The organism is Mesorhizobium sp. P2_E10 (assembly GCF_056404235.1).
Window position 1 is genome coordinate 1 of the sequence record NZ_JBFUEK010000016.1, and the last position, 19,112, is coordinate 19,112.

The 19,112-nt window shown below is 62.6% G+C and carries 20 protein-coding genes and 1 riboswitch; of the genes, 17 read left to right on the top strand and 3 right to left on the bottom strand.

The genetic code is table 11. The features are described from left to right. From AC1D0N_RS27090 to rsgA, 14 genes are all read left to right on the top strand, one after another. Positions 1-2,375, top strand: a 2,375-nt coding sequence (locus tag AC1D0N_RS27090; RefSeq protein ID WP_477249111.1) for a DUF5801 repeats-in-toxin domain-containing protein, incomplete at its 5' end; no start/stop codon positions are given. 60 nt (positions 2,376-2,435) lie between these two features. Next, positions 2,436-2,807, top strand: coding sequence for a hypothetical protein (locus AC1D0N_RS27095; RefSeq protein ID WP_477249112.1), 372 nt, complete (start codon positions 2,436-2,438; stop codon positions 2,805-2,807). 54 nt (positions 2,808-2,861) lie between these two features. Then, positions 2,862-3,599 carry a lytic transglycosylase domain-containing protein gene (locus AC1D0N_RS27100; RefSeq protein ID WP_477249114.1) on the top strand — a complete coding sequence of 246 codons (738 nt, stop codon included), beginning with the start codon at positions 2,862-2,864 and terminating at the stop codon, positions 3,597-3,599. A gap of 102 nt (positions 3,600-3,701) precedes the next feature. Then, positions 3,702-4,901, top strand: coding sequence for a type 1 periplasmic-binding domain-containing protein (locus tag AC1D0N_RS27105; protein ID WP_477249116.1), 1,200 nt, complete (start codon positions 3,702-3,704; stop codon positions 4,899-4,901). Between the two features lie 99 nt (positions 4,902-5,000). Continuing rightward, a complete protein-coding gene (locus AC1D0N_RS27110) occupies positions 5,001-5,642 on the top strand; it encodes a thermonuclease family protein (RefSeq protein WP_477249118.1) in 642 nt (213 codons plus the stop codon). Between the two features lie 279 nt (positions 5,643-5,921). Then, the gene (locus AC1D0N_RS27115; RefSeq protein WP_477249120.1) at positions 5,922-6,674 is read left to right on the top strand and encodes a GGDEF domain-containing protein; all 753 of its coding nucleotides are present in this window, start codon (positions 5,922-5,924) and stop codon (positions 6,672-6,674) included. 508 nt (positions 6,675-7,182) lie between these two features. Continuing rightward, positions 7,183-7,298: riboswitch (guanidine-I (ykkC/yxkD leader) on the top strand. A gap of 100 nt (positions 7,299-7,398) precedes the next feature. Beyond that, positions 7,399-8,463, top strand: a complete 1,065-nt coding sequence (locus AC1D0N_RS27120; protein WP_477249122.1) for a putative urea ABC transporter substrate-binding protein — start codon at positions 7,399-7,401, stop codon at positions 8,461-8,463. Between the two features lie 32 nt (positions 8,464-8,495). After that, the gene (locus AC1D0N_RS27125; RefSeq protein WP_477249124.1) at positions 8,496-9,374 is read left to right on the top strand and encodes an ABC transporter permease; all 879 of its coding nucleotides are present in this window, start codon (positions 8,496-8,498) and stop codon (positions 9,372-9,374) included. Further along, the gene (locus AC1D0N_RS27130) at positions 9,371-10,180 is read left to right on the top strand and encodes an ATP-binding cassette domain-containing protein (protein ID WP_477249126.1); all 810 of its coding nucleotides are present in this window, start codon (positions 9,371-9,373) and stop codon (positions 10,178-10,180) included. Before AC1D0N_RS27125 ends, AC1D0N_RS27130 begins: the two co-directional genes overlap by 4 nt. Positions 10,181-10,193: 13 nt before the next feature. Beyond that, positions 10,194-11,402 (top strand): agmatinase family protein, encoded by a 1,209-nt coding sequence (locus AC1D0N_RS27135; protein WP_477249127.1) that lies wholly within the window; start codon positions 10,194-10,196, stop codon positions 11,400-11,402. Between the two features lie 2 nt (positions 11,403-11,404). After that, positions 11,405-11,944, top strand: a complete 540-nt coding sequence (locus AC1D0N_RS27140) for a hypothetical protein (protein ID WP_477249128.1) — start codon at positions 11,405-11,407, stop codon at positions 11,942-11,944. Positions 11,945-11,991: 47 nt separating this feature from the next. Then, positions 11,992-12,585, top strand: coding sequence for a HupE/UreJ family protein (locus AC1D0N_RS27145; protein ID WP_477249130.1), 594 nt, complete (start codon positions 11,992-11,994; stop codon positions 12,583-12,585). A gap of 200 nt (positions 12,586-12,785) precedes the next feature. Next, on the top strand, positions 12,786-13,556 hold the full coding sequence (locus AC1D0N_RS27150; RefSeq protein ID WP_477249131.1) for an SDR family oxidoreductase: 771 nt from the start codon (positions 12,786-12,788) through the stop codon (positions 13,554-13,556). A 220-nt stretch (positions 13,557-13,776) separates the two neighbouring features. Further along, positions 13,777-14,784 carry a ribosome small subunit-dependent GTPase A gene (gene rsgA, locus AC1D0N_RS27155; protein ID WP_477249133.1) on the top strand — a complete coding sequence of 336 codons (1,008 nt, stop codon included), beginning with the start codon at positions 13,777-13,779 and terminating at the stop codon, positions 14,782-14,784. A gap of 25 nt (positions 14,785-14,809) precedes the next feature. On the opposite strand, the gene AC1D0N_RS27160 is transcribed toward rsgA, so the two are convergent. Then, on the bottom strand, positions 14,810-15,343 hold the full coding sequence (locus AC1D0N_RS27160; RefSeq protein ID WP_477249135.1) for a sterol desaturase family protein: 534 nt from the start codon (positions 15,341-15,343) through the stop codon (positions 14,810-14,812). Between the two features lie 194 nt (positions 15,344-15,537). Between AC1D0N_RS27160 and AC1D0N_RS27165 the strand changes: the two genes are divergently transcribed. Together AC1D0N_RS27165 and AC1D0N_RS27170 are read left to right on the top strand one after the other, a co-directional pair. Continuing rightward, on the top strand, positions 15,538-16,008 hold the full coding sequence (locus tag AC1D0N_RS27165) for an NUDIX hydrolase (RefSeq protein WP_477249248.1): 471 nt from the start codon (positions 15,538-15,540) through the stop codon (positions 16,006-16,008). 99 nt (positions 16,009-16,107) lie between these two features. Next, positions 16,108-16,890, top strand: a complete 783-nt coding sequence (locus AC1D0N_RS27170; protein WP_477249137.1) for an SDR family oxidoreductase — start codon at positions 16,108-16,110, stop codon at positions 16,888-16,890. Positions 16,891-16,916: 26 nt separating this feature from the next. On the opposite strand, the gene AC1D0N_RS27175 is transcribed toward AC1D0N_RS27170, so the two are convergent. After that, the gene (locus tag AC1D0N_RS27175; RefSeq protein ID WP_477249139.1) at positions 16,917-17,357 is read right to left on the bottom strand and encodes a hypothetical protein; all 441 of its coding nucleotides are present in this window, start codon (positions 17,355-17,357) and stop codon (positions 16,917-16,919) included. Between the two features lie 161 nt (positions 17,358-17,518). On the opposite strand from AC1D0N_RS27175, the gene AC1D0N_RS27180 reads away from it, so the two are divergent. Then, positions 17,519-18,055: a hypothetical protein gene (locus AC1D0N_RS27180; RefSeq protein ID WP_477249141.1), complete on the top strand. Its 537-nt coding sequence runs from the start codon at positions 17,519-17,521 to the stop codon at positions 18,053-18,055. 3 nt (positions 18,056-18,058) lie between these two features. Here the strand turns inward: AC1D0N_RS27180 and AC1D0N_RS27185 are convergent, their stop codons facing one another. After that, positions 18,059-19,027 carry a hypothetical protein gene (locus AC1D0N_RS27185; protein ID WP_477249142.1) on the bottom strand — a complete coding sequence of 323 codons (969 nt, stop codon included), beginning with the start codon at positions 19,025-19,027 and terminating at the stop codon, positions 18,059-18,061. Between the last annotated feature and the right edge of the window lie 85 nt (positions 19,028-19,112).

Here is a 19,112-nt window from a genome sequence, read left to right on the forward strand (position 1 = left end):
TTGTCGTCGAGGGCCGCACGGCCGGCAGCAACGCGCTGGTGTTCACGCTGACCGTCAACACCGCCAATGGCGACGTGACACTCGATCAGCAGAGGGCAGTGGTCCATCCCAACACCGCCAACCCCGATGACAGCACCACCCTCAGCGCCGACAACCTGATCAAGGTGACGGCAACGATCACCGACAAGGACGGCGACTCGGCAACGGCCTCGGTCGACATCGGCCAGAACCTGGTGTTCAAGGACGATGGCCCCTTGATCTCGGCGAACGCGCTGGTCCAGCTCGATGACGATGCGCTGGTTGGCGGCAACGTCGGCGGTACCGGTGACGTCAATCCCGACACCGCAAACACGACGGGAACGCTGGCGCATAACTATGGCGCCGACGGCGCCGGTACGACGCTGCTGACGGCGGCGGGTATTGTCCTCCCGGCCGGCTTCACGGCGTTGGCGAGCAATGGCGGCCAGACGCTGACGATCAGCCAAGGTGCCACGGCAGTTCTGCTGATCCAGCTCGCCGACACCAACTCGGGCAGCTACACGGTCACCCAGTTGCATGCGATCGACCATCCGGCGGGGCTGGACGAGAACAATCTCCAGTTCACGGTCAACTATGTGACCACAGACAAGGATGGCGACGCGGCGACTGGCTCCTTGTCGATCAACGTCGACGACGACACGCCGACGATTAGCAACATTCAAGATGCGATCATGCCGAACGTCAGCAATACCGACGTTCACGGCACCTGGCAGCCGTCCTTTGGAGCGGACGGGCTGAGCCTCACTTCGGCAGTTGGCATCGCTATGGGAACTGCACCGAGCGGGCTGACCTATGCCTTTACCAGCCAGGGGAACAATGCCTTTGGCGATGCCGTGACCCAGGTCGACGTAAAGAGCGGAACGACGACACTCTACACGTTCTACGAATACACCCACTATGACACCGCCACGCATTCGTCCGAAATGTTCGCATACACGACGCTTGGCAGCGCGTTGGCCGCTTCAGGTGCCAACGAATACTTCACGCTGACTGCCTCGGCGGCAGGCACTTACGATTTCCACCTCGTGACGAACAGCCTGCAGTCGACCAGCACGTTCGATGTGGTATCGGGAATCCCCAATGGTAATGGCGATTTCGTGAAGATCGCGGGGGGGGCGGCCAGCTTCGTTAGCGATCCGCTTCCGGCCAGTGGCTACGACGTTCTCATTGACGGCTTCAATTCCTCCGACCCCAACGCGCTCGATCACAAGGTGTTCAAGAACGCCAACGGCATGGGCATAGACAACGGCAACCTGGACACGAACGAAACCCTTACCTTCAAGTTCGGTTTGCTCCAGAGCCAGGTAACGGTCGGCATCGGAAAAGGCGGGAACGATACGTCCGAACACTTCCAGGTGACCATCTGGGATGCGACGCATACCACTTCCGCAACTTGGAATGTGACGCAGACCGACGGCACGCCGTTGGTTGTCGACGCAGCCCACTGGGGAGGTACAGGAACGAATGCCTTCTTCAATTTCAGCGAGGTGGACGTAAAGAACGTTGCAAGCGCCCCAGGCGACGACACCAAGGTCGTTCTGCTGTCGCTTACCTATAACTCGCAGACAATCGTCAGCGACACCACGCTGAATTTTGCGCTCGGCATAACCGACCATGATGGCGACACCGTCACAAGTTCGGACAATCTGTCCGTCTCGCTGGTCGGAACCCATACCGGCACCGGCTATCAGGAGACGGGCACTAGCACGACCGCGGAAGTCATTCACGCGAGTTCCGGAGCCGACACCCTCAACGGTGGAACCGGCCTGGGCGATACCGTCGACTACAGCGACGCAACCGGATTGGTCACGATCAACCTCCTGACTCAGATCGTCGGCGGTGCAGGCGCGCTGGGCGACACGATCAGCAACTTCGAAAACGCGATCGGCTCGAACTTTGGCGATACGCTGACTGCCAACGGCGCCGGAAGCGCACTTTGGGGCGGCGGTGGCAACGACACGCTTGCCGGCGGTGCGGGCAACGACCTTCTGATCGGCGGCTTCGGCCAAGACACGCTTACCGGCGGGACTGGCGCCGACACGTTCAAACTCGATCATCTCGACATCAAGGATCTCATCACCGACTTCAATGGTGGCGAGGGCGATAAGATCGATCTGACCGCGCTGTTCGACACCGCTCCCGGTGGGGGCGATATCGGCAACTTTGTAAACTATGATTCGGGGACGCACATCCTCAGTGTCGACACCAGTGGTTCGGGCAATCCGGCCAATTTCGTACCGGTGGCCGAATTGACGAACGCGCCGATCGCCAGCACCATCACGCTGCTCTACGACGACGGCATAGCCCAGCACACGACGACGGCAAACGTGGTTTAACGGCATAGCGCGCGGCCACGCGACTATGTTACATATTAGGAATATTGAGGGGAGCTCATCATGAAACGTTCTGCAAGACTGCTGGTTTCCGCTGCGACGCTGTTGCTGGCAGTCGGATCGACCGGCTATGCCGCCGATATCATCGAAGGGCCGGTAGCCGACTATTGCCGCACGGTCGGCACGTCCAACCTGGTGCTGAACGACAACATCGTCGATCTGAAGGAGCAGGTGGTGAAGTTGATGGACGAGTCGGTTGCCGCCGCCAACAGCTCGGAGTGGATCAATTCGTCCCGGCCTGTCTTCGTCTGGGCATCGGAAGCCAAGGTTGCCTGCGGCATGGCTTACGGCTACCTGAAGACGAACTACAAGGACGAAGATACCCTCAACAAATGTGAGTGTTTTCACGATCGCATGGTCGAGTACATGCACTGACCGGAAGGGCAAAGGCGCGCCGGCTGGCTGACAATGATGGCCGACGGACCAATCTTGAGCGCGATCGCTGGTGCGATCGCGCTGGTTGGTTTTAGCCAAATTGCCACACAAGCCCACGCCAACTGGTTGGAACGACCGTTGGCCGGGAGATACCAACCGTCTCATCCGACACTGCCCGTTCGCTGTGATGCCGCCACGCAATGGACACGAGAGACGTTCAAGGCGTTTGCCAGCTGTCAGGCATCGATCTACGGCCTGGAGCCGGTGCTGGCGCATGCGGTGATGGAGATCGAAAGCGGGTTCGATCCCGACGTGCAGGGCGTAGACGGCGAAGTCGGCCTGATGCAGGTGATGCCGGCGACAGCGCGAATGCTTGGCTTTCGAGGCTCGCTCGATGAACTCGGCCTGCCCGCAACCAACATCGCGCTCGGCGTAAGATATCTTGCGCAGGCGAACAGGATCGCCGCCGGCGACCTGTGCACGACGGTCATGAAGTATCGCGCCGGGCACAATGAAAGCCGGTTCTCGGAGCTTTCGGTCCGCTACTGCCGGCGCGCGCGTGCAATCCTGGCGAGGGAAGGTTTTGAAGTGACGGGGCCGTTGCCGGTGGCAACATTCGGCTTCACCGCATTTTCGGCCGGAGAGGACGACGGTGCCTCTGTGCAGGGAAAAAGGGTTTGCGTGCGCCGGGTGTTCGTTGCTGGGCCGCGATACATGAAATGCGCCGATTATCGAAGTGCTGGGCAAGCGAGCCGGATCAAGGCGCTCAGAGGCCGGCTCTTCGACGGCTAAACCATGACCCAGGAATTACAAGACGGCGATGCTAGTCCGCCGTAGGATGAGTTGACGATCAGACCGGGAAGAACACCCGGCGGCATATAGGGTGGAGCATTCATGGAAGCTGGCCGACAGGTCCGTTGTCTGCGGACAGGGGCGATCGCATTTGCACTCGCTGTACTAATGTCGGGTTGCCAGTCGAAAGGCAGCGTTTCCGATGCTCTCGATCCAGCTGCGATCACCGCACCTGGAGCGCAAGCCGGCGGCACCGTGGCAGGTCCTGCCCGGGCGACCCAGTCGCTCGGCACGGGGTCAACGAAAATTACAATGCTGCTGCCTTTGTCCGCTGCCGGAACCGAGGGGGAAAACGGCAGGAAGATGCTCGATGGCGCCAAGCTCGCGATGGCGGATCTCGGCAATGCACTGCTCACGGTCACGGTCGAGGACACCAAAGGTGACAGCGCGCACGCCAGCGATTTGGCCGTGAAGGCGATCACCACGGGGTCGAAAGTCGTTATCGGCCCTGCCGAACTGCCGGCGGCCCAGCACATCGCCAAACTGTCGGGGTCGACGCGACCACCGGTCCTGGCGCTCGCCGACAATTTCGCCGGTGGTCCGGGCGTCTATGCCGTGTGTCTCAGCGAGGCCGACAGCGCGGCCGCGGGCGCCGCAGGCATCGCGGCGAAAGGCTTGAAGAAGTTTGTGCTGCTCGTCGAAGCCGGCGCAAATGCCAGCGCCGTTGAAAAGCGCGTCGCCAACAGCCTCAGCATCTATGGCGCGACGCTGGCGGTCACACTGCCGTATTCGGCAGGCGACGGCGGCACCAAGGCGGTCGCCGACTTGGGCTCGCTCGTGGACACGCCCGACGCGGTCATCGTTGCCAGCGGCGACGACAGCCCGTCGCAGATCCTTGCCGCGTTGAAATCGAAAGGCATTCCGGGGAAGGCAATCGCAGTCGTCGGAACCAACCGCTGGCTGGAACATCCGATGGAACCGCTGTTCGAGGGTGCCTATATCGCCACGCTCGATCCGAGCGAAACCGGACCGATCGCAGACCGTTTCAAGACGACCTACAATTACCCTGCCGATACCAATGTCGCCTACGCCTATGATATGGTTGCCCTGACCGCGGGAATTGCCAGCGCAGTCGGGCCTGGTGGCTTCAGCAAGCAGGTTCTCGAAAATCCGAGCGGGTTTCGCGGATCGACAGGCCTGTTTCGGTTTCGGGCGGATGGGTCCAGTGAACGATCGATGCCATTTTATCAGGTTCAAAAGGGTGCGCTCAAACTGGTCGCCAAATCGACGTCCGGTTTCTGACCGGGAAGAAGCCTTTGGGGCCATCTCGAGCTGATGGCCAGGCTGGGCCGAAACCACCTGGTAATCGCGCTCGGAAGCCTCCTGCTTATGGGCGGAGCCTTGCTGATCATCCAGGCCAAGGCCTTGTTTTCGGCTGATCAGGCTCTCCCGGCGCTGCCTCGGGCTCTTGACGGCAAGCAGGCAACCCGACCGGTCGCGGCCATTGCCGGTGCTCAACGGCCAGGACCCGCGCGCAAGATTGCTCAAAACGTCATCGCTCCGCCACAACTCGACGCGTCGGAGATCGAACGCGTTGAGCCGCGTCCGCCTCTGAGTAACCTTGGCCTGGCTATGCCCCCGGAAACGCCGATGCCGGACGATTGGCGCGAGATCCTGCTTTACCGTCCGATTGCCACGTCGTCCGCGATCTTCCAATCCATGGGTCGGACGGTGGTCATCAGTGGAGTCCAGAGCGTCGATCCGGATATGACCTGCTCGCTTCACGATGTCGCCTCCTGGCCATGCGGTCAGCGTGCACGCGCAGCTTTCAATTCCTGGCTGCGCGGCCGGGCGCTTAAGTGCTTCGTGCCGCCGGAAATCGATCGTTTTACCATTGCCGCACCATGCAAGCTGGGCAAGCAGGACGTCGGCGCCTGGCTTGTTTCCAACGGCTGGGCAACGGCCTTGCCGAACGGCATCTACGGCAAGGCGGAGGCGACGGCCAGACGCGCGGAGATGGGCATATTCGGCCCGCCTCGATAGTCGGCTCGTCCTTTTGAACCTCCATGCCACCATCACCGGACGGAACTGGAGCAACACAGCCGGGCAAGGGAACCGTGCGACGGTTGTTCAGGTGACACTGATGATCTTGTTAACTGCCAGGGCGCGCAATTTTCCTCTGAGCAGTTTCAGCTTGCCTTCTTGCCTTGTGGCCAGTTTGGTTAGAGGCTATTCGGCCAATTCATCAAATTTTATTGTTTCTTCAAGCCAAAATTGTAACTAACCGGCCTTATACCAGCCTATCTGACAGGAGATCGGTTAGTGACAAAAGCGATGGCGAACACCTCCGCCCAGGCATGGAAAGGCGTCGCATGGCTGACCTTTCTCGGAACCGCGGGAATTCTGGGCGTTTCTCTTGTCCTCAACTATCTGCTGTTGTTCGCCGAAGGGCTGACGCCATTTGGCCGAAGCATGATCACGGCAGTTCTGTTGCCCGTCGTCGTTGGTGTCCCGGTCTTTCTATTCATTGGTTTGAAGCAGATTGAGAGCCGTCGTTATCGACAGGAACTCAACAAGTCGGCGACCTTTGACAGCCTGACAGGCTGCCTGAACGGGGCGGTCTTCACGTCGATGGTTGAAAGGCGAACAACAAGACAGTCAGCGCCGGGTCCGAGGTCGGGCGCCTTCCTGGTCATCCACCCCGAACATATCAGGTCCATCAATCTGCGCTTTGGTCTCGGCTGGGGAGACGAAGCCTTACGGCTGATTGCCGCGACGATCCAATCATCGGTGCGCAAGGAAGATCTGGTCGGTCGCATCGGAACGTCCATGTTCGGAGTGTTTCTGCCCGGCGCGACAGAAGACGACGCCAAGGAAATCGGCGAGCGTATCCGGACCCGCGTGGCGCAAGTCTATTTCGCGCCAAAAGGAACCGAGGATGCCCTGGCTATCAGCGTCGGCGGCGTGGTGTTCGAAAGCGAGCTGCAGTTCGAAGACATGTTCCGGTCGGCGGAATCGCAGCTATCCGGCGTCGAACACGAAACTGGATTTCAATTGTCGCACCTTCACAATTAACTCCGAATCCATCGCGACGAAATCTCCGGTGACAAAGGGGGCGGCTGGCCGGCTCATGTCCGCACCGCTGGCGTAACATTCTGTGTGGCAACATTCGCTGAAAGTCTTGGTTTGCTTGGCTTGCGGCCGAAAATCGAATCCCGCTCTCTCCGCCAGTTCCGCGATCACGCTATATCAACTGGCCCGACCTCTGTTAGCTTGGTCCTGCAGCGGACTTGATTTCCGCTTGGCCGGCGCTTCGGGAAACCCCAATCCCAACCCCGCCCCCTGCGGCGCCGGCTATCTTCCTCCTCCTGCCCGGAAAACGACCTGGCGCGCTCCCTGGCTTGCTGCTCGCCGGCTGCCAAGCGGCCGCCCAGGCTCAGGCACCGTGCGCATCCGGCTGCCTAATCTGGCGGCGCTGCGATGATTTTTGCGCCATCCGATGATGCGATTGCCTTCAAATCCGCGAGAAAACGGCCGCGGAGCGGGTTTTCCGGACTGGCACGCCCCTTGCTTCGTTGCTGATGTGCAGAGCGTCTAGGGTTCCGGCCGTGTCGATCACGGCGCTGGTCCAAGAGATGCGACCGCCAGGGGTGCATTGAAGCATCCGGCGGAACACGGCGGGCCAAAATCCCGGGAGAACCCTGCACGGGTTTGCTGGCGCGAACCTCTCCCGGATGCGCGCTCCGTGAACCCCCAACAGACGTCCGGGCGCAATCCGGATCGCAAACAGGGGTACGCAATGCTTCGCAAGCTGGCCGCAATCATCCTCGCCGCGTCACTCAGCCTTCCCTTCATCTCGGCCGCGCAAGCGGCGCCCAAGAAAGACTTCAAGATCTGCTGGTCGATCTATGTCGGCTGGATGCCCTGGGGCTATCTCTCCGACAGCGGCATCATGAAGAAATGGGCCGACAAATACGGCATCAATGTCGAGATCACCCGCATCAACGACTATGTCGAAAGCATCAATCAGTACACCGCCGGCGGCTTTGACGGCTGCGCGATGACCAATATGGACGCGCTGTCGATCCCGGCTGGCGGCGGCGTCGATACGACCGCGCTGATCGTCGGCGACTTCTCCAACGGCAACGACGCCGTCATCCTCAAGGACAAGTCGGCGCTCAAGGACATTGCAGGCCAGAAGGTCAATCTCGTCGAGCTCTCGGTCTCTCACTATCTGCTGGCGCGCGCGTTAGACACGGTCGGGCTGGCCGAGAAGGACATCACGGTGGTCAACACCTCCGACGCCGACATGGTCGCTGCTTATGGCACCGGCGACGTCACCTCCGTCGTCACCTGGAATCCGCTGGTCTCCGAAATTGCCGCCATGCCGGGCGCCCACAAAGTGTTCGATTCGACGCAGATTCCCGGCGAGATCATCGACATGATGGTCGTCAACACCGAGACGCTGAAGGACAATCCGGCTCTCGGCAAGGCGCTGGTCGGCGCCTGGTACGAAGCGATGGCGTTGATGACCTCGGGCACGCCCGAAGGCAAGGCGGCCAAGGAAGAAATGGCCAAGGCATCGGGTACGGATCTTGTCGGCTTCGACGCCCAGCTTGCATCGACGGCGATGTTCTTCGAGCCGGCCAAGGCCGTCGCATTCACCAACGGCGCCGAGCTGCCGAAGACGATGGATCTGGTCCGTAACTTCCTGTTCAGCCACGGCATCCTCGGCACCAATGCACCGAGCGTCGACGTGATCGGCATGAGCTTCCCCGACGGCTCGACGCTGGGCGACGCCAAGAACGTCAAATTGCGTTTCGATCCGGCCTACATGGCCCTGGCGGCGGCTGGAACGCTGTAGGGCGCGACATGCTGGCCAGAGGAACCGGCACCATGAACGCTGTGCCCGAGGGAGGCGCTGACGTCCCGCGCGCCCCTCGGCGGAGGCCGCGGCTTCGCCTCATCAACGCGACGGTGTCGCGCGGCGGAGCCCTGTTCCTGGGAGCCTTGCCGTTTGCCGCCGTGGCGATCGCCTATCTCTTCGCCTCGGCGCAAAGACTGGCCGTCAATCCGAGCGACAAGCTGCTGCCCTCGCCGGCACAGATGTGGTCAGCCTTTTTCGACCTGGCGACGGTGCCGGACAAGCGCTCCGGCGACCTGATTCTATGGGCCGACACGTTTGCCAGTCTGATCAGGCTGTTCGCAGGCGTCGGTTTCGCCACGCTCGCCGCACTTTGCCTTGGCGTCGCCATCGGCTTCATCCCACGCGTCAGGGCCTTTTTGCTGCCCTTTGTCACCGTCGTCTGCGTCATCCCGCCATTGGCGCTGCTGCCGATCCTGTTCATCGCACTTGGCCTCGGCGAAACCGCCAAGATCACCTTGATCGCCGTCGGCGTCGCACCGGTCATGGTGCGCGACATCGCCAACCGGGTGATGGAACTGCCGCCGGAACTGGTCGCCAAGGCGCAGACGCTGGGCGGCAACAGTTGGACCATGGTGCTCCGGCTGGTGCTGCCGCAGGTCATGCCGCGCCTCATCACCTGCGTGCGGCTGGCGCTGGGACCGGCATGGCTGTTCCTGATCGCGGCCGAAGCCATCGCCTCGACCGAGGGACTGGGCTACCGCATCTTCCTCGTTCGCCGCTATCTGTCGATGGACGTGATCCTGCCTTACGTCGCCTGGATCACCTTGCTTGCCGTCATCACCGACTGGCTGCTCGTCCGGCTCTCGCACCTCATCTCGCCCTGGGCGCATCCGGTGCAAAACAGATGAGCCGCATCGTCGTCCACGGGCTGGAGAAGAGCTACGGCGATGCCCGCGTGCTGGAGCGCGTCAATGTCACCGCCGAGGCCGGCGAGTTCCTGTCGCTGGTCGGCGCCAGCGGCTGCGGAAAATCGACCTTCCTGCGCATCCTGCTCGGCCAGGAACAACAGAGCGGCGGTGTGGTCGTCGTCGGCGACCGGCCGATCGTGCCGGAACCGACGCCGCAACGCGGCATCGTCTTCCAGCGCTATTCGGTGTTTCCACATCTGACTGCCATGCAGAACCTGCTGCTGGTCGAGGACTTTCGCTCCGGCGGGCCGTTCGGCCGCGTCTTCGGCGCCAGGCGTAGAAGCGCCAGGCAACAGGCCGAAACCATGCTGGAGCGCGTCGGCCTCGCCCATGCGCGCGACCTCTATCCGGCTTCACTCTCTGGCGGCATGCAGCAGCGGCTGGCGATCGCCCAGACCTTGCTTGGCCGACCGCAGATCCTGCTGCTCGACGAGCCGTTCGGCGCGCTCGATCCTGGCATTCGTGTCGAGATGCACGAACTGCTGACCGAGCTGTGGACCGAGCACGGCATGACCGTCGTCATGGTTACCCACGATATCGGCGAGGCCTTCAAGCTCGGCACCCGCGTGCTCGTCTTCGACAAGGTCCGCCACGACCCCCAGTTCCCGTCCGCCTATGGCGCGACGATCACCTACGATCTGAAGCTCGACCGCAAGAACCGGGCTTCCGCACAAGACGTGGCCAAAGTGGCCGCGATGGTCGGGACGACCCGACTGGATAGCGCAATTGCGACGACGGCGTCGTGAAGGAGGTTTTTTGATGCACACAGACATCCCAGAACGCCGGCACCGCCGCGCCGGGCTCACCGATCGCCAGCCACGCCAGCGATTCCACCATCCGAACTTCGAAATCCGCGACATGCAGGGCTGGAAGGCGATCGAGGCGGAAGGCAGGCTGCCCGAGGACGGCTGGCGCAAGGAACAGAAATGGGCGCTGGACATGGGCCTGCCGGGATCGGATTCGATCATCGACAAGTCGATCCCGACATTCGCACGCGGCGAGCTGCCGCATTTCGCCGGCATCAACACCTTCCTCAAGGCGCCCTATGTCGAGAATGTCCGCGATGTCGGCAGATATGACGCCGCCGTCATGGGCATTCCTTTCGACAGCGGCACCACCTACCGGCCCGGAACCCGCTTCGGACCGCAAGGCATGCGCCGCATCTCGGCGCTCTACACGCCGTACAATTACGAGCTCGGTGTCGACCTTCGCGAGCAGATGACCCTGTGCGACGCCGGCGACGTCTTCACCATCCCCGCCAATCTCGAAAAGAGCTTCGACCAGATCACCAAGGGCGTCAGCCATGTCGCCTCGTCCGGCGCGTTGCCGATCATGCTGGGCGGCGACCATTCGATCGGATTTCCGTGCGTGCGCGGCATTGCCGACGTGACCTCCAAACGCATCGGCATCATCCATTTCGACCGCCACATCGACATCCAGGAAAAGGATCTCGACGAGCGCATGCACACCACGCCCTGGTACTGGGCGACCAACCTGCCGAACGTCTCGGCCACCAATCTGGTGCAGCTCGGCATCGGCGGCTGGCAGGTGCCCCGCTACGGCGTGGCCGAGGCGAGGAAGCGCGGCACCAACGTGCTGACGATTTCCGACATCGAACAGATGGGACTGGAGAAGGCGGCGGAGATCGCGCTCGAGCTCGCATGGAAGGACACCGACGCGGTCTACATCTCCTTCGATGTCGACAGCATCGATTGCGGTTTCGTGCCCGGCACGGGCTGGCCGGAGCCAGGCGGCTTCCTGCCGCGCGAAGCGCTGAAGCTGCTCGGGCTCGTTTCGGCGCCCGGCATCTGCGGACTGGAAGTGGTTGAGGTGTCGCCACCCTACGACACGTCGGACATTACCGCGCTGTTTGGCGTGCGGGTTGTCGTCGAGGCGCTCGGCTCGATGGTCGCTCACGGCAATCTCGGCAAGCACAAATCCATCATCGACAAGCCGACGAGTTTTTGACCATGCACGACGATCATCATCACCACGGCCATGACCATGGCGACGGCCACCACAATGGGCCGAACGGTCACCATCACCATACGCACCCGGTCGGACACAACGGGCCCGCCGGCAAGCCGTTGCAATGGCAGACGCCGCATCTGCCGCACGACCACGCGCCCGAACCCGCCGACCCCAGGACGGCGGATCTCGACCTCGTCGAGATCGCCTTTCTCGAAGGATTTTCGCGGGCGCCGGATCCGTCGAGTTTCCTGCGCCTCGCCGGAATTCCCTTTGTCGGCGAAACCACCGACGGCGTGCGGCTGCATCTTCTGCGCGTCGAGACACAGGACATGGTCGATGTCGGCGCCGTCATGCCGCTGATCGGCGGCGCCGGCGTGACCTATCACCCGCTGCCCGCGAAACTGACCTCGCGACGGCGGCGCCTGGCCTTCGTCTACCATGACGGCACCGGACAAAGGCCTCTCGATTTCGGTCAGGCGCGGCTTCTTGCCGACCGATCCGGTGCCGCGCAATTCGCCATGCCGGGATCCGGACAATGAGCCCCGGCTTCGAACCGATCACACCCCTTTCAAACAGGTCCAGAACGATGAAAACAACGCTTTCGATCCTCGGCAGGCTTGCCTTGACCGTCACCGCAGTGCTCACGCCATCCCTGGCTTTCGCGCACAGCGGCGGCTTCCATGTCCACGGCTTTATGAGCGGCTTCGAGCACCCGCTGGCCGGCATCGACCATCTGCTTGCCATGATGGCTGTCGGCATCTTTGCCGCCCGGACCGGCGGCAAGGCCATCATCGTCGTGCCGTCATGCTTTGTCGCGGCGATGATCGCCGGCGCCTTGCTCGGCATCGCCGGGATCGGCTTGCCGTCGCTCGAGTCCGGCATCGCCCTGTCGCTGGTGGTGTTCGGCGCCATGATGGCGCTCGCAAAACCTTTGCCGTTTGTCACTGCAGCGGCGCTGGCCGCCCTCTTCGGGCTTTTCCACGGCAATGCCCACGGCCTCGAAGTTCCCGAGACGGCGAGCGGCATCGCCTACGCGATCGGCTTCGTGGTCGCCACTTCGACCCTGCATGCCGCCGGTGCGCTGGCCGCCCTGACGCTTCGGCGCTGGCCGGGCGCCATCCGCACGGCAGGCATCGGCACCTCATTGGCCGGCGTCGCACTGGCAGCACAGATCATCTGAACGGGCAGAGACATCAGCGAGCAACAGGAGGGGGAAGGCATGATCAAGCGACTGACCGTTTGGCAGCGCATTCGAAACATGCTGTACCAGATCCTGAAGATCCGAGCCGAGCGGCTCTGATCGCATCCGCCAGAGATCAAACCCGCGACCGCGTTCATACCGGTCGCGGGCATCTCTGTGCATAGTGAGGCTCGCCTGGCATGAGCATTTTCGACAGATTTTCCTTGCGCGGACGCGTGGCGCTGATCACCGGAGGCGGGCGTGGGCTCGGCTTCGAGATCGCGCGTGCCTTTGCCGAGGCCGGCGCCCATGTTGTTGTCACCGGCCGCACCGCTGCAACGCTCGACAGTGCCGTCGCCGCCATTGCCGAGGGCGGCGGCAGTGCACAGGCAGCGACCTTCGACATGGCCGACATGCAGGCAGGCCGCGCCGTGATCGCGGATATCCGCAAGACCCGCGGCCGGCTCGATATTCTCGTCAACAATGTCGGCGCCCGTGACAGGCGGCCGCTCGCCGCCTTCGGCGACGACGAGATTCTTGAACTGATCCGGACCGATCTCTTGTCGGCGATCTCGCTGTCGCGCGACGCGGCGGAAATCATGAAGGCGCAAGGTCATGGCCGGCTGATCGCGGTGACCTCGATCTCCGGCGAGATGGCGCGGTCCGGCGATGCCATCTATCCCGCCGCCAAGCAGGGGCTGACCGGCCTGATGCGCAGCATGGCCGTCGAGTATGGCGCGCACGGGGTGACGAGCAACGCTATCGCGCCGGGAATGTTCGCAACCGAGACCAACGCCGCGCTTGCCGAAAATCCCGATATGCTCGCCTTCGCCCGCCAGCGGGTCCCGCTGCAGCGCTGGGGACAGCCGCAGGAAATCGCCGGCGCCGCCCTCTTCCTTGCCAGCGACGCGGCTTCCTTCGTCAACGGCCATGTCCTGACCGTGGACGGCGGAATGTCGGTGCAGATGTGACGATCGCCGGGCGGCGACAACGCGCCCGATTCCTCCGGCCCTCAGCTCAACCATCCAAACCCGGCCTTCTCCGCGAAATGCTTGCCAAACCCCGCCACGCCGCCCATAGAACGGCTCGGATCATCGCCTGATCCTCAGAGCTGTTGTCCGCGCTCATTTGCCAAGGATACTGTCCGATGTCTGCGACGCCCTGGTCAAAACCGTGACGGACCCCGCCTCAATGTCGCTTGCAAGCCTGGGCTGGACGGATTTTTTCGGCGACCAGCTTGAATCGCATGAGAAAAACCTCGTCCCGACGCGCATCGCCACGGTGCACCGTGACCGGCTGACTGGCCTGTCTCAGACAGGGCCAACGGATCTGACACTGCCGGCCAATGCGAACACCGGCGACTACGCCGTCGGCGACTGGGTGCTTGTCGAGCCCTATACTCACCTGCTGCAGCGCCGCCTAACCCGCAAGACGGTGCTGGAGCGCCGCACCCAGGGTGGCAGGACCCCGCAACTGGCCGCGGCCAATGTCGACACGCTGTTCATCGTCACCTCCTGCAATGCCGACTTCAACATCGCCCGGCTCGAGCGCTATCTGGCGCTGGCCAACGAGGCCGGAACGGCGCCGGTGATCCTGCTGACCAAGGCCGATACGGCCGAAGACGCCGAGGTGTATCAAAAGCAGGCTACGGCACTTCAGCGCGGACTGGCCGTGGTGACGTTGAACCCGCGTACATCAGATGCCGCAACCGCCCTCGCCGCCTGGTGCGGCGCGGGCCAGACGGTGGCGCTGGTCGGTTCCTCCGGCGTCGGCAAATCGACGCTGGTCAACACGCTGGCCGGATCGGCGCAGCAAGCGCCGCAACAGACCGCCGGCATCCGCGAACACGATGCCAAGGGTCGCCACACCACCACCGCGCGATCGCTGCACGCCATTGCCGGCGGCGGCTGGGTGATCGACACGCCGGGAATGCGCACGCTGCAGGTCAGCGACGTCGCCTACGGCATCGACACGCTGTTTGCCGAAATCACCGAGCTTGCCCCGCTTTGCAAGTTCCGCGACTGCACCCATATCCACGAACCGGGCTGCGCGGTGCAGGCTGCCCTGAAGGCTGGAACGCTCGATCCGGAGCGCCTTGCCCGCTGGCGCAAACTGTCTGACGAAAACCAGAACAACACGCCGGTTCAGAGCGGGCCTCGTGGAGCCAAAGCTCCCGGCGGTCGTGGAAAGCGGCGCTGACCGGCCGAGGCACGCCGCCCTGGCTTCAGAGCCGCGCTGTGCGAAAAATGCGATCCCAGAATGCGGACGTGACGCCGAAATTGACCGTCTCATCGACATGGTGGTGCACGGCATGGCGGCGCTTGAGGGTGTAGAGATAGCTCGGATGAGTGGGGTGCCAGTGGTGAATGATGTGGTGGGTGCTGATGTACCAGAGGTACCCCAGCATCAGCCCGCAGCTTACCGCGCTTGCCGTTGCGAAATCCGACACCATCCACACCGGGAAAAACACGATCAGCGCATGCACCCCGAGGCTGAGCCAGGTCGGCGTGCCCACGGAACTGCGCTCCTCGACATGGTGACGATCATGCAAATCCCTGATGTAGGGAATGTGGTGAAGGACGAACCTGTGCAGGAGATATTCGGTCAGCGTCCACAGACAGAGACAGGCGATGACCGTAGCTATCCAGCCGGGGGCATTGCTTTCGCCGGCCTCACGCAGCCCAGCCACCGCCAGCACGGCGATCACCAGCGGATAGACAACGAAGTCGCTATAGTAGCCGATAAGACCCAGTTGCATTGAGGACGCCCCGGCTAGTCTTTGGCACCGTAGATTCGCGGCTGCATCCAGATTGCCTATTCTCGGGTGGGGAGCAATACAGATACACCTGACATAAGGTCGCAATTGGTCGGCATAAGGAACGCATCCAGGGTTTGGTGACAATCCTCGGGCTGCTGCCCGTTGGAACCAGCTTCGCAAACGAGAGTATCGAAATGGTAAAACGCAGCGCGGGCTTGCTGATCTACCGTCGGGCCGATGACTATGTTCGGGTGCTGCTGGTTCATCCCGGCGGACCGTTCTGGGCGAAGAAGGACGACGGTGCATGGTCGATACCGAAGGGCCTCGTCGCCGAGAACGAGGACGAGTTGACGGCCGCGCAACGCGAGACCGCGGAAGAGCTCGGCCTCAAGGTCGATGGCCCCTTCACGCGCCTTGGCGACTACAGGCAACCGGGCGGCAAGATCGTCATCGCCTGGTCGGTCGAGGCGGGTATCGATATTGATGTGGCCACCATCAAGAGCAACAGCTTCTCCATGGAATGGCCACCGCGCTCCGGATCGATGAAGGAATTTCCGGAGGTCGACAGAGCGGGCTGGTTCAGCTTGGCCGAGGCCGCCGTCAAGATTGTTGCGGGGCAGCGCCCGATGCTGACGGATCTCGCGGAGCAGCTGGGCGTCGAGTGACCTTCCCCTTGTGGCCGCCCACCGAGAACCGCGCCGGCGCGATTGACTAGCGGGACCTGTCATTCGATATCTGGAAAAATAGAAACTCCAGGAAGAGGAATGGAGATTCGGCTCGACAACAAGGTGGTGCTGGTCACCGGCGCCACGCAAGGCATCGGCCGTGCGATCGCGGAAACGCTGGCGCATAGCGGCGCCGGCGGCTTGTTGATTTCGGGCCGCGACCCAACGCGCGGCAATGCAGTGGCAGCTGAGCTTTCGCAGATCGGCACGCCAACCATTTTCGTCGCCGCCGATCTGGCGGACCCTGAGGCACCGGCGCTGCTGGCGGCGGAATGCGTGAGCCGCTTCGGCCGTATCGACGGGCTGGTCAACGCCGCCGGCCTGACCGACCGTGCTTCCTTCGTCGATGCCGGCCTTGACGACTGGGCCTCGCTCTTTGCCGTCAACGCGCGCGCACCGTTCTTCCTGATGCAGGCGGCGATCGCCGACATGATCAAGCGCGGAGAGGGCGGCGCCATCGTCAACATCCTGTCGGTCAACGCCCATTGCGGCTCGCCGGAACTGGCCGTCTACTCCGCCACCAAGGGCGCGCTGGCGACGCTGACCAAGAACGCCGCCAACGCCCATCGCTTCGACCGCATCCGCGTCAACGGCATCAATGTCGGCTGGACCGACACACCGGCCGAACGCATTATGCAAGCAGAAACGCTGGGCAACGGTTCGGGCTGGATCGACACGGCCAACGCCGCGCAACCTTTCGGCCGGCTGCTGACGCCAAACGACATCGCCAACCTCGCCGTCTTCCTGCTTTCCGACGCAGCCGGGCCGATGACCGGCGCCGTGATCGACCAGGAGCAGTCGGTGATCGGGGCGAATCGGTGAACGCGCCCTCTAGATCGGCCCGGCCCTTACTTCAACGAAATCGCCATGCCGCTGAGATCGGCGTTGACCTGCAGGCCCACCTGCCTGCCCGTGAGTTCGAGCTGGGCGCCCCTGTCATTGGTCATGACGATCACTTGCGCGCCCTTGCCGAGCGCGCCGCCACCGCCCGCCGCCCCGTAGACCCCCGTCGCATCACGGACCCGGCTGATATGGCGCACGGTGCCCCGGAAATAGGTCTTGGAAACCCCAAAGGCGAAGCCGCCCGAGACGGCGCCGACCGAGATGGGATAGCTGCGGCCATGGAAGGTCAGCGTGCCCTCGCCTCCGGAGCCCCCGATGAAGAAGGCCGCCTTGTAGACGGCAAAGCGGATCGTGCCGCTGTCGGCATGCGCGGCACTTGCAGCGCTGACAGCGCCCGCGGCGACGACGGCTACCGCGAGCGAACGAAAGCTGGATGAAATGGTCATGATGAGAGCTCCACCAGATCGCCGCTTACCCAACTGGCAGGGCTCGTCGGCGTCGAATCAAACTTGAACAATCTAGAGCGTGATTTGGTTCCAGGGCTGCGAGAAGACCGCTACGAAACGAGGAGGCGCAGGGCAGCAGGATCTACCGTGCGGAAAGCGTGTTGCGCGACCCGATCGACCGTTCGATACAGTCGGGAATCGAGCAAGGCGAGGGTGGAGTTTGTCTTTGCATAAGCTATCATTGCGCTTCGATGCGACATGAACCGGTACATATGGTCTGGGATTACTACGATGGGGTTCGGACCGGTATCGCCGATCTGAACGGCTCTCCTCACTATTTTGCGTGTGAATTTGACGAGAGTGCCGACGAGTACTCCAACAGTTTCAAACTTTACCCCGTAGGGCGAGATTTCATGCAACGCGCGACCCGCAATTGGCGGATTTATCGCACGTGGGAGCGCAAATTTCACAATGGCGAAGCTGATGTTAAGACACATCCGGGCCACGGTGGAGTCGACGCCGAATATGATGAGTTGCAGGCTTGGCTCGACTCTCAAGTAACGCGTCTCCGGGCGCTACCATCGCTCTATAGCGCTGAATTCCGTGCGATACCCGGTCAGGAAGGCTTGGCTGCCGGGGTACTCCGGGAATTGGAAGTGGTCTGGTCGCCTTCGCTGGCCATCATCCCAACCGAATAACCCTCACGGCCCCGTGCAGATCGGCAACGGCTGCGGCGGCGCTGGCGGATGGTCCTTCTTGTACTGGGCGATGATCGGCTCGAGGGTTTTTCGCGGCCAGAATTTCGGCGCGCCGATTTCCTTCAGGCAGGATGCGTTCCAATAGGCGCCTGACTTCGCCGCGCCGATATCGCGCGATTCCGGGTAGATGTAGAGCGTCGTCGGGTTGTTCTTCACCATGGCGATCATCTGCTCGGCATCCGCCGGTGACCAGCTGGTGCAGCCATTGCTGCGGCCGCCGGCGTAGTCCACCAGCTTGCCGTAGGGCACGAAACCGTCATGGTCGGCGTACGAACTGTTGGTTTTTTTGCGCAGACACATTCCCTTGAGCAAGCGCGCCGCATGGCCGCCGATCACCCGCTGCCTGGCGTTGCCGGCTTCGCCTTCGCCGTCAAACTGGATGAAGGTGCGCAGCAACACCGCGTCCTGTTTCGCGCCGGTGCGGTAATAGCCTTTGAACGAGGTTTTCGCCTCGCTGGTCATATAGGCGCCGCCGGCCGTCAATGACGAGTCCAGCGCATTGCCGAAGTTTTTCGCGCAGCGTTTTCCGTTCGAGAAATCGACGACGCCTTTCAGATTCCGGCCGCCGCCATGGCCCGACGAAATCGCGCGAAACGACTGGCTGGCTTCGCAGATGACGTAATAGCGGCGCCCCAGCACGCTGTTGCCGAGATCGCCTGGGCGCGTCGCGTCCATGGCGAAGTAGCAGGGGTTCCTGACCGCGCCCTGGCTCACCTTTTTCAGGTAAAGCGCGCGTGCCCTGTCCAGCACCACTTGTGCGATCTGGCCTTCGCCTACGCCGACATGCGCCTGCAGCCAGGCGGGAACTGCAGATGGCGCGGCAAAGGATCGGGCCGACAGCGTCAAGGCGATGGCGACAACAGCCAGGCCGAGGATACTGGCGATAGCCAGCGGGACAGATCTCAACCGCACCGGAGCAACCCTCCTGCCCAAACCGTTCTGCGATCCCTTCGGTGTTACCGCGAATCGATCATAAATGCCTTCGCGCCAATCGGCG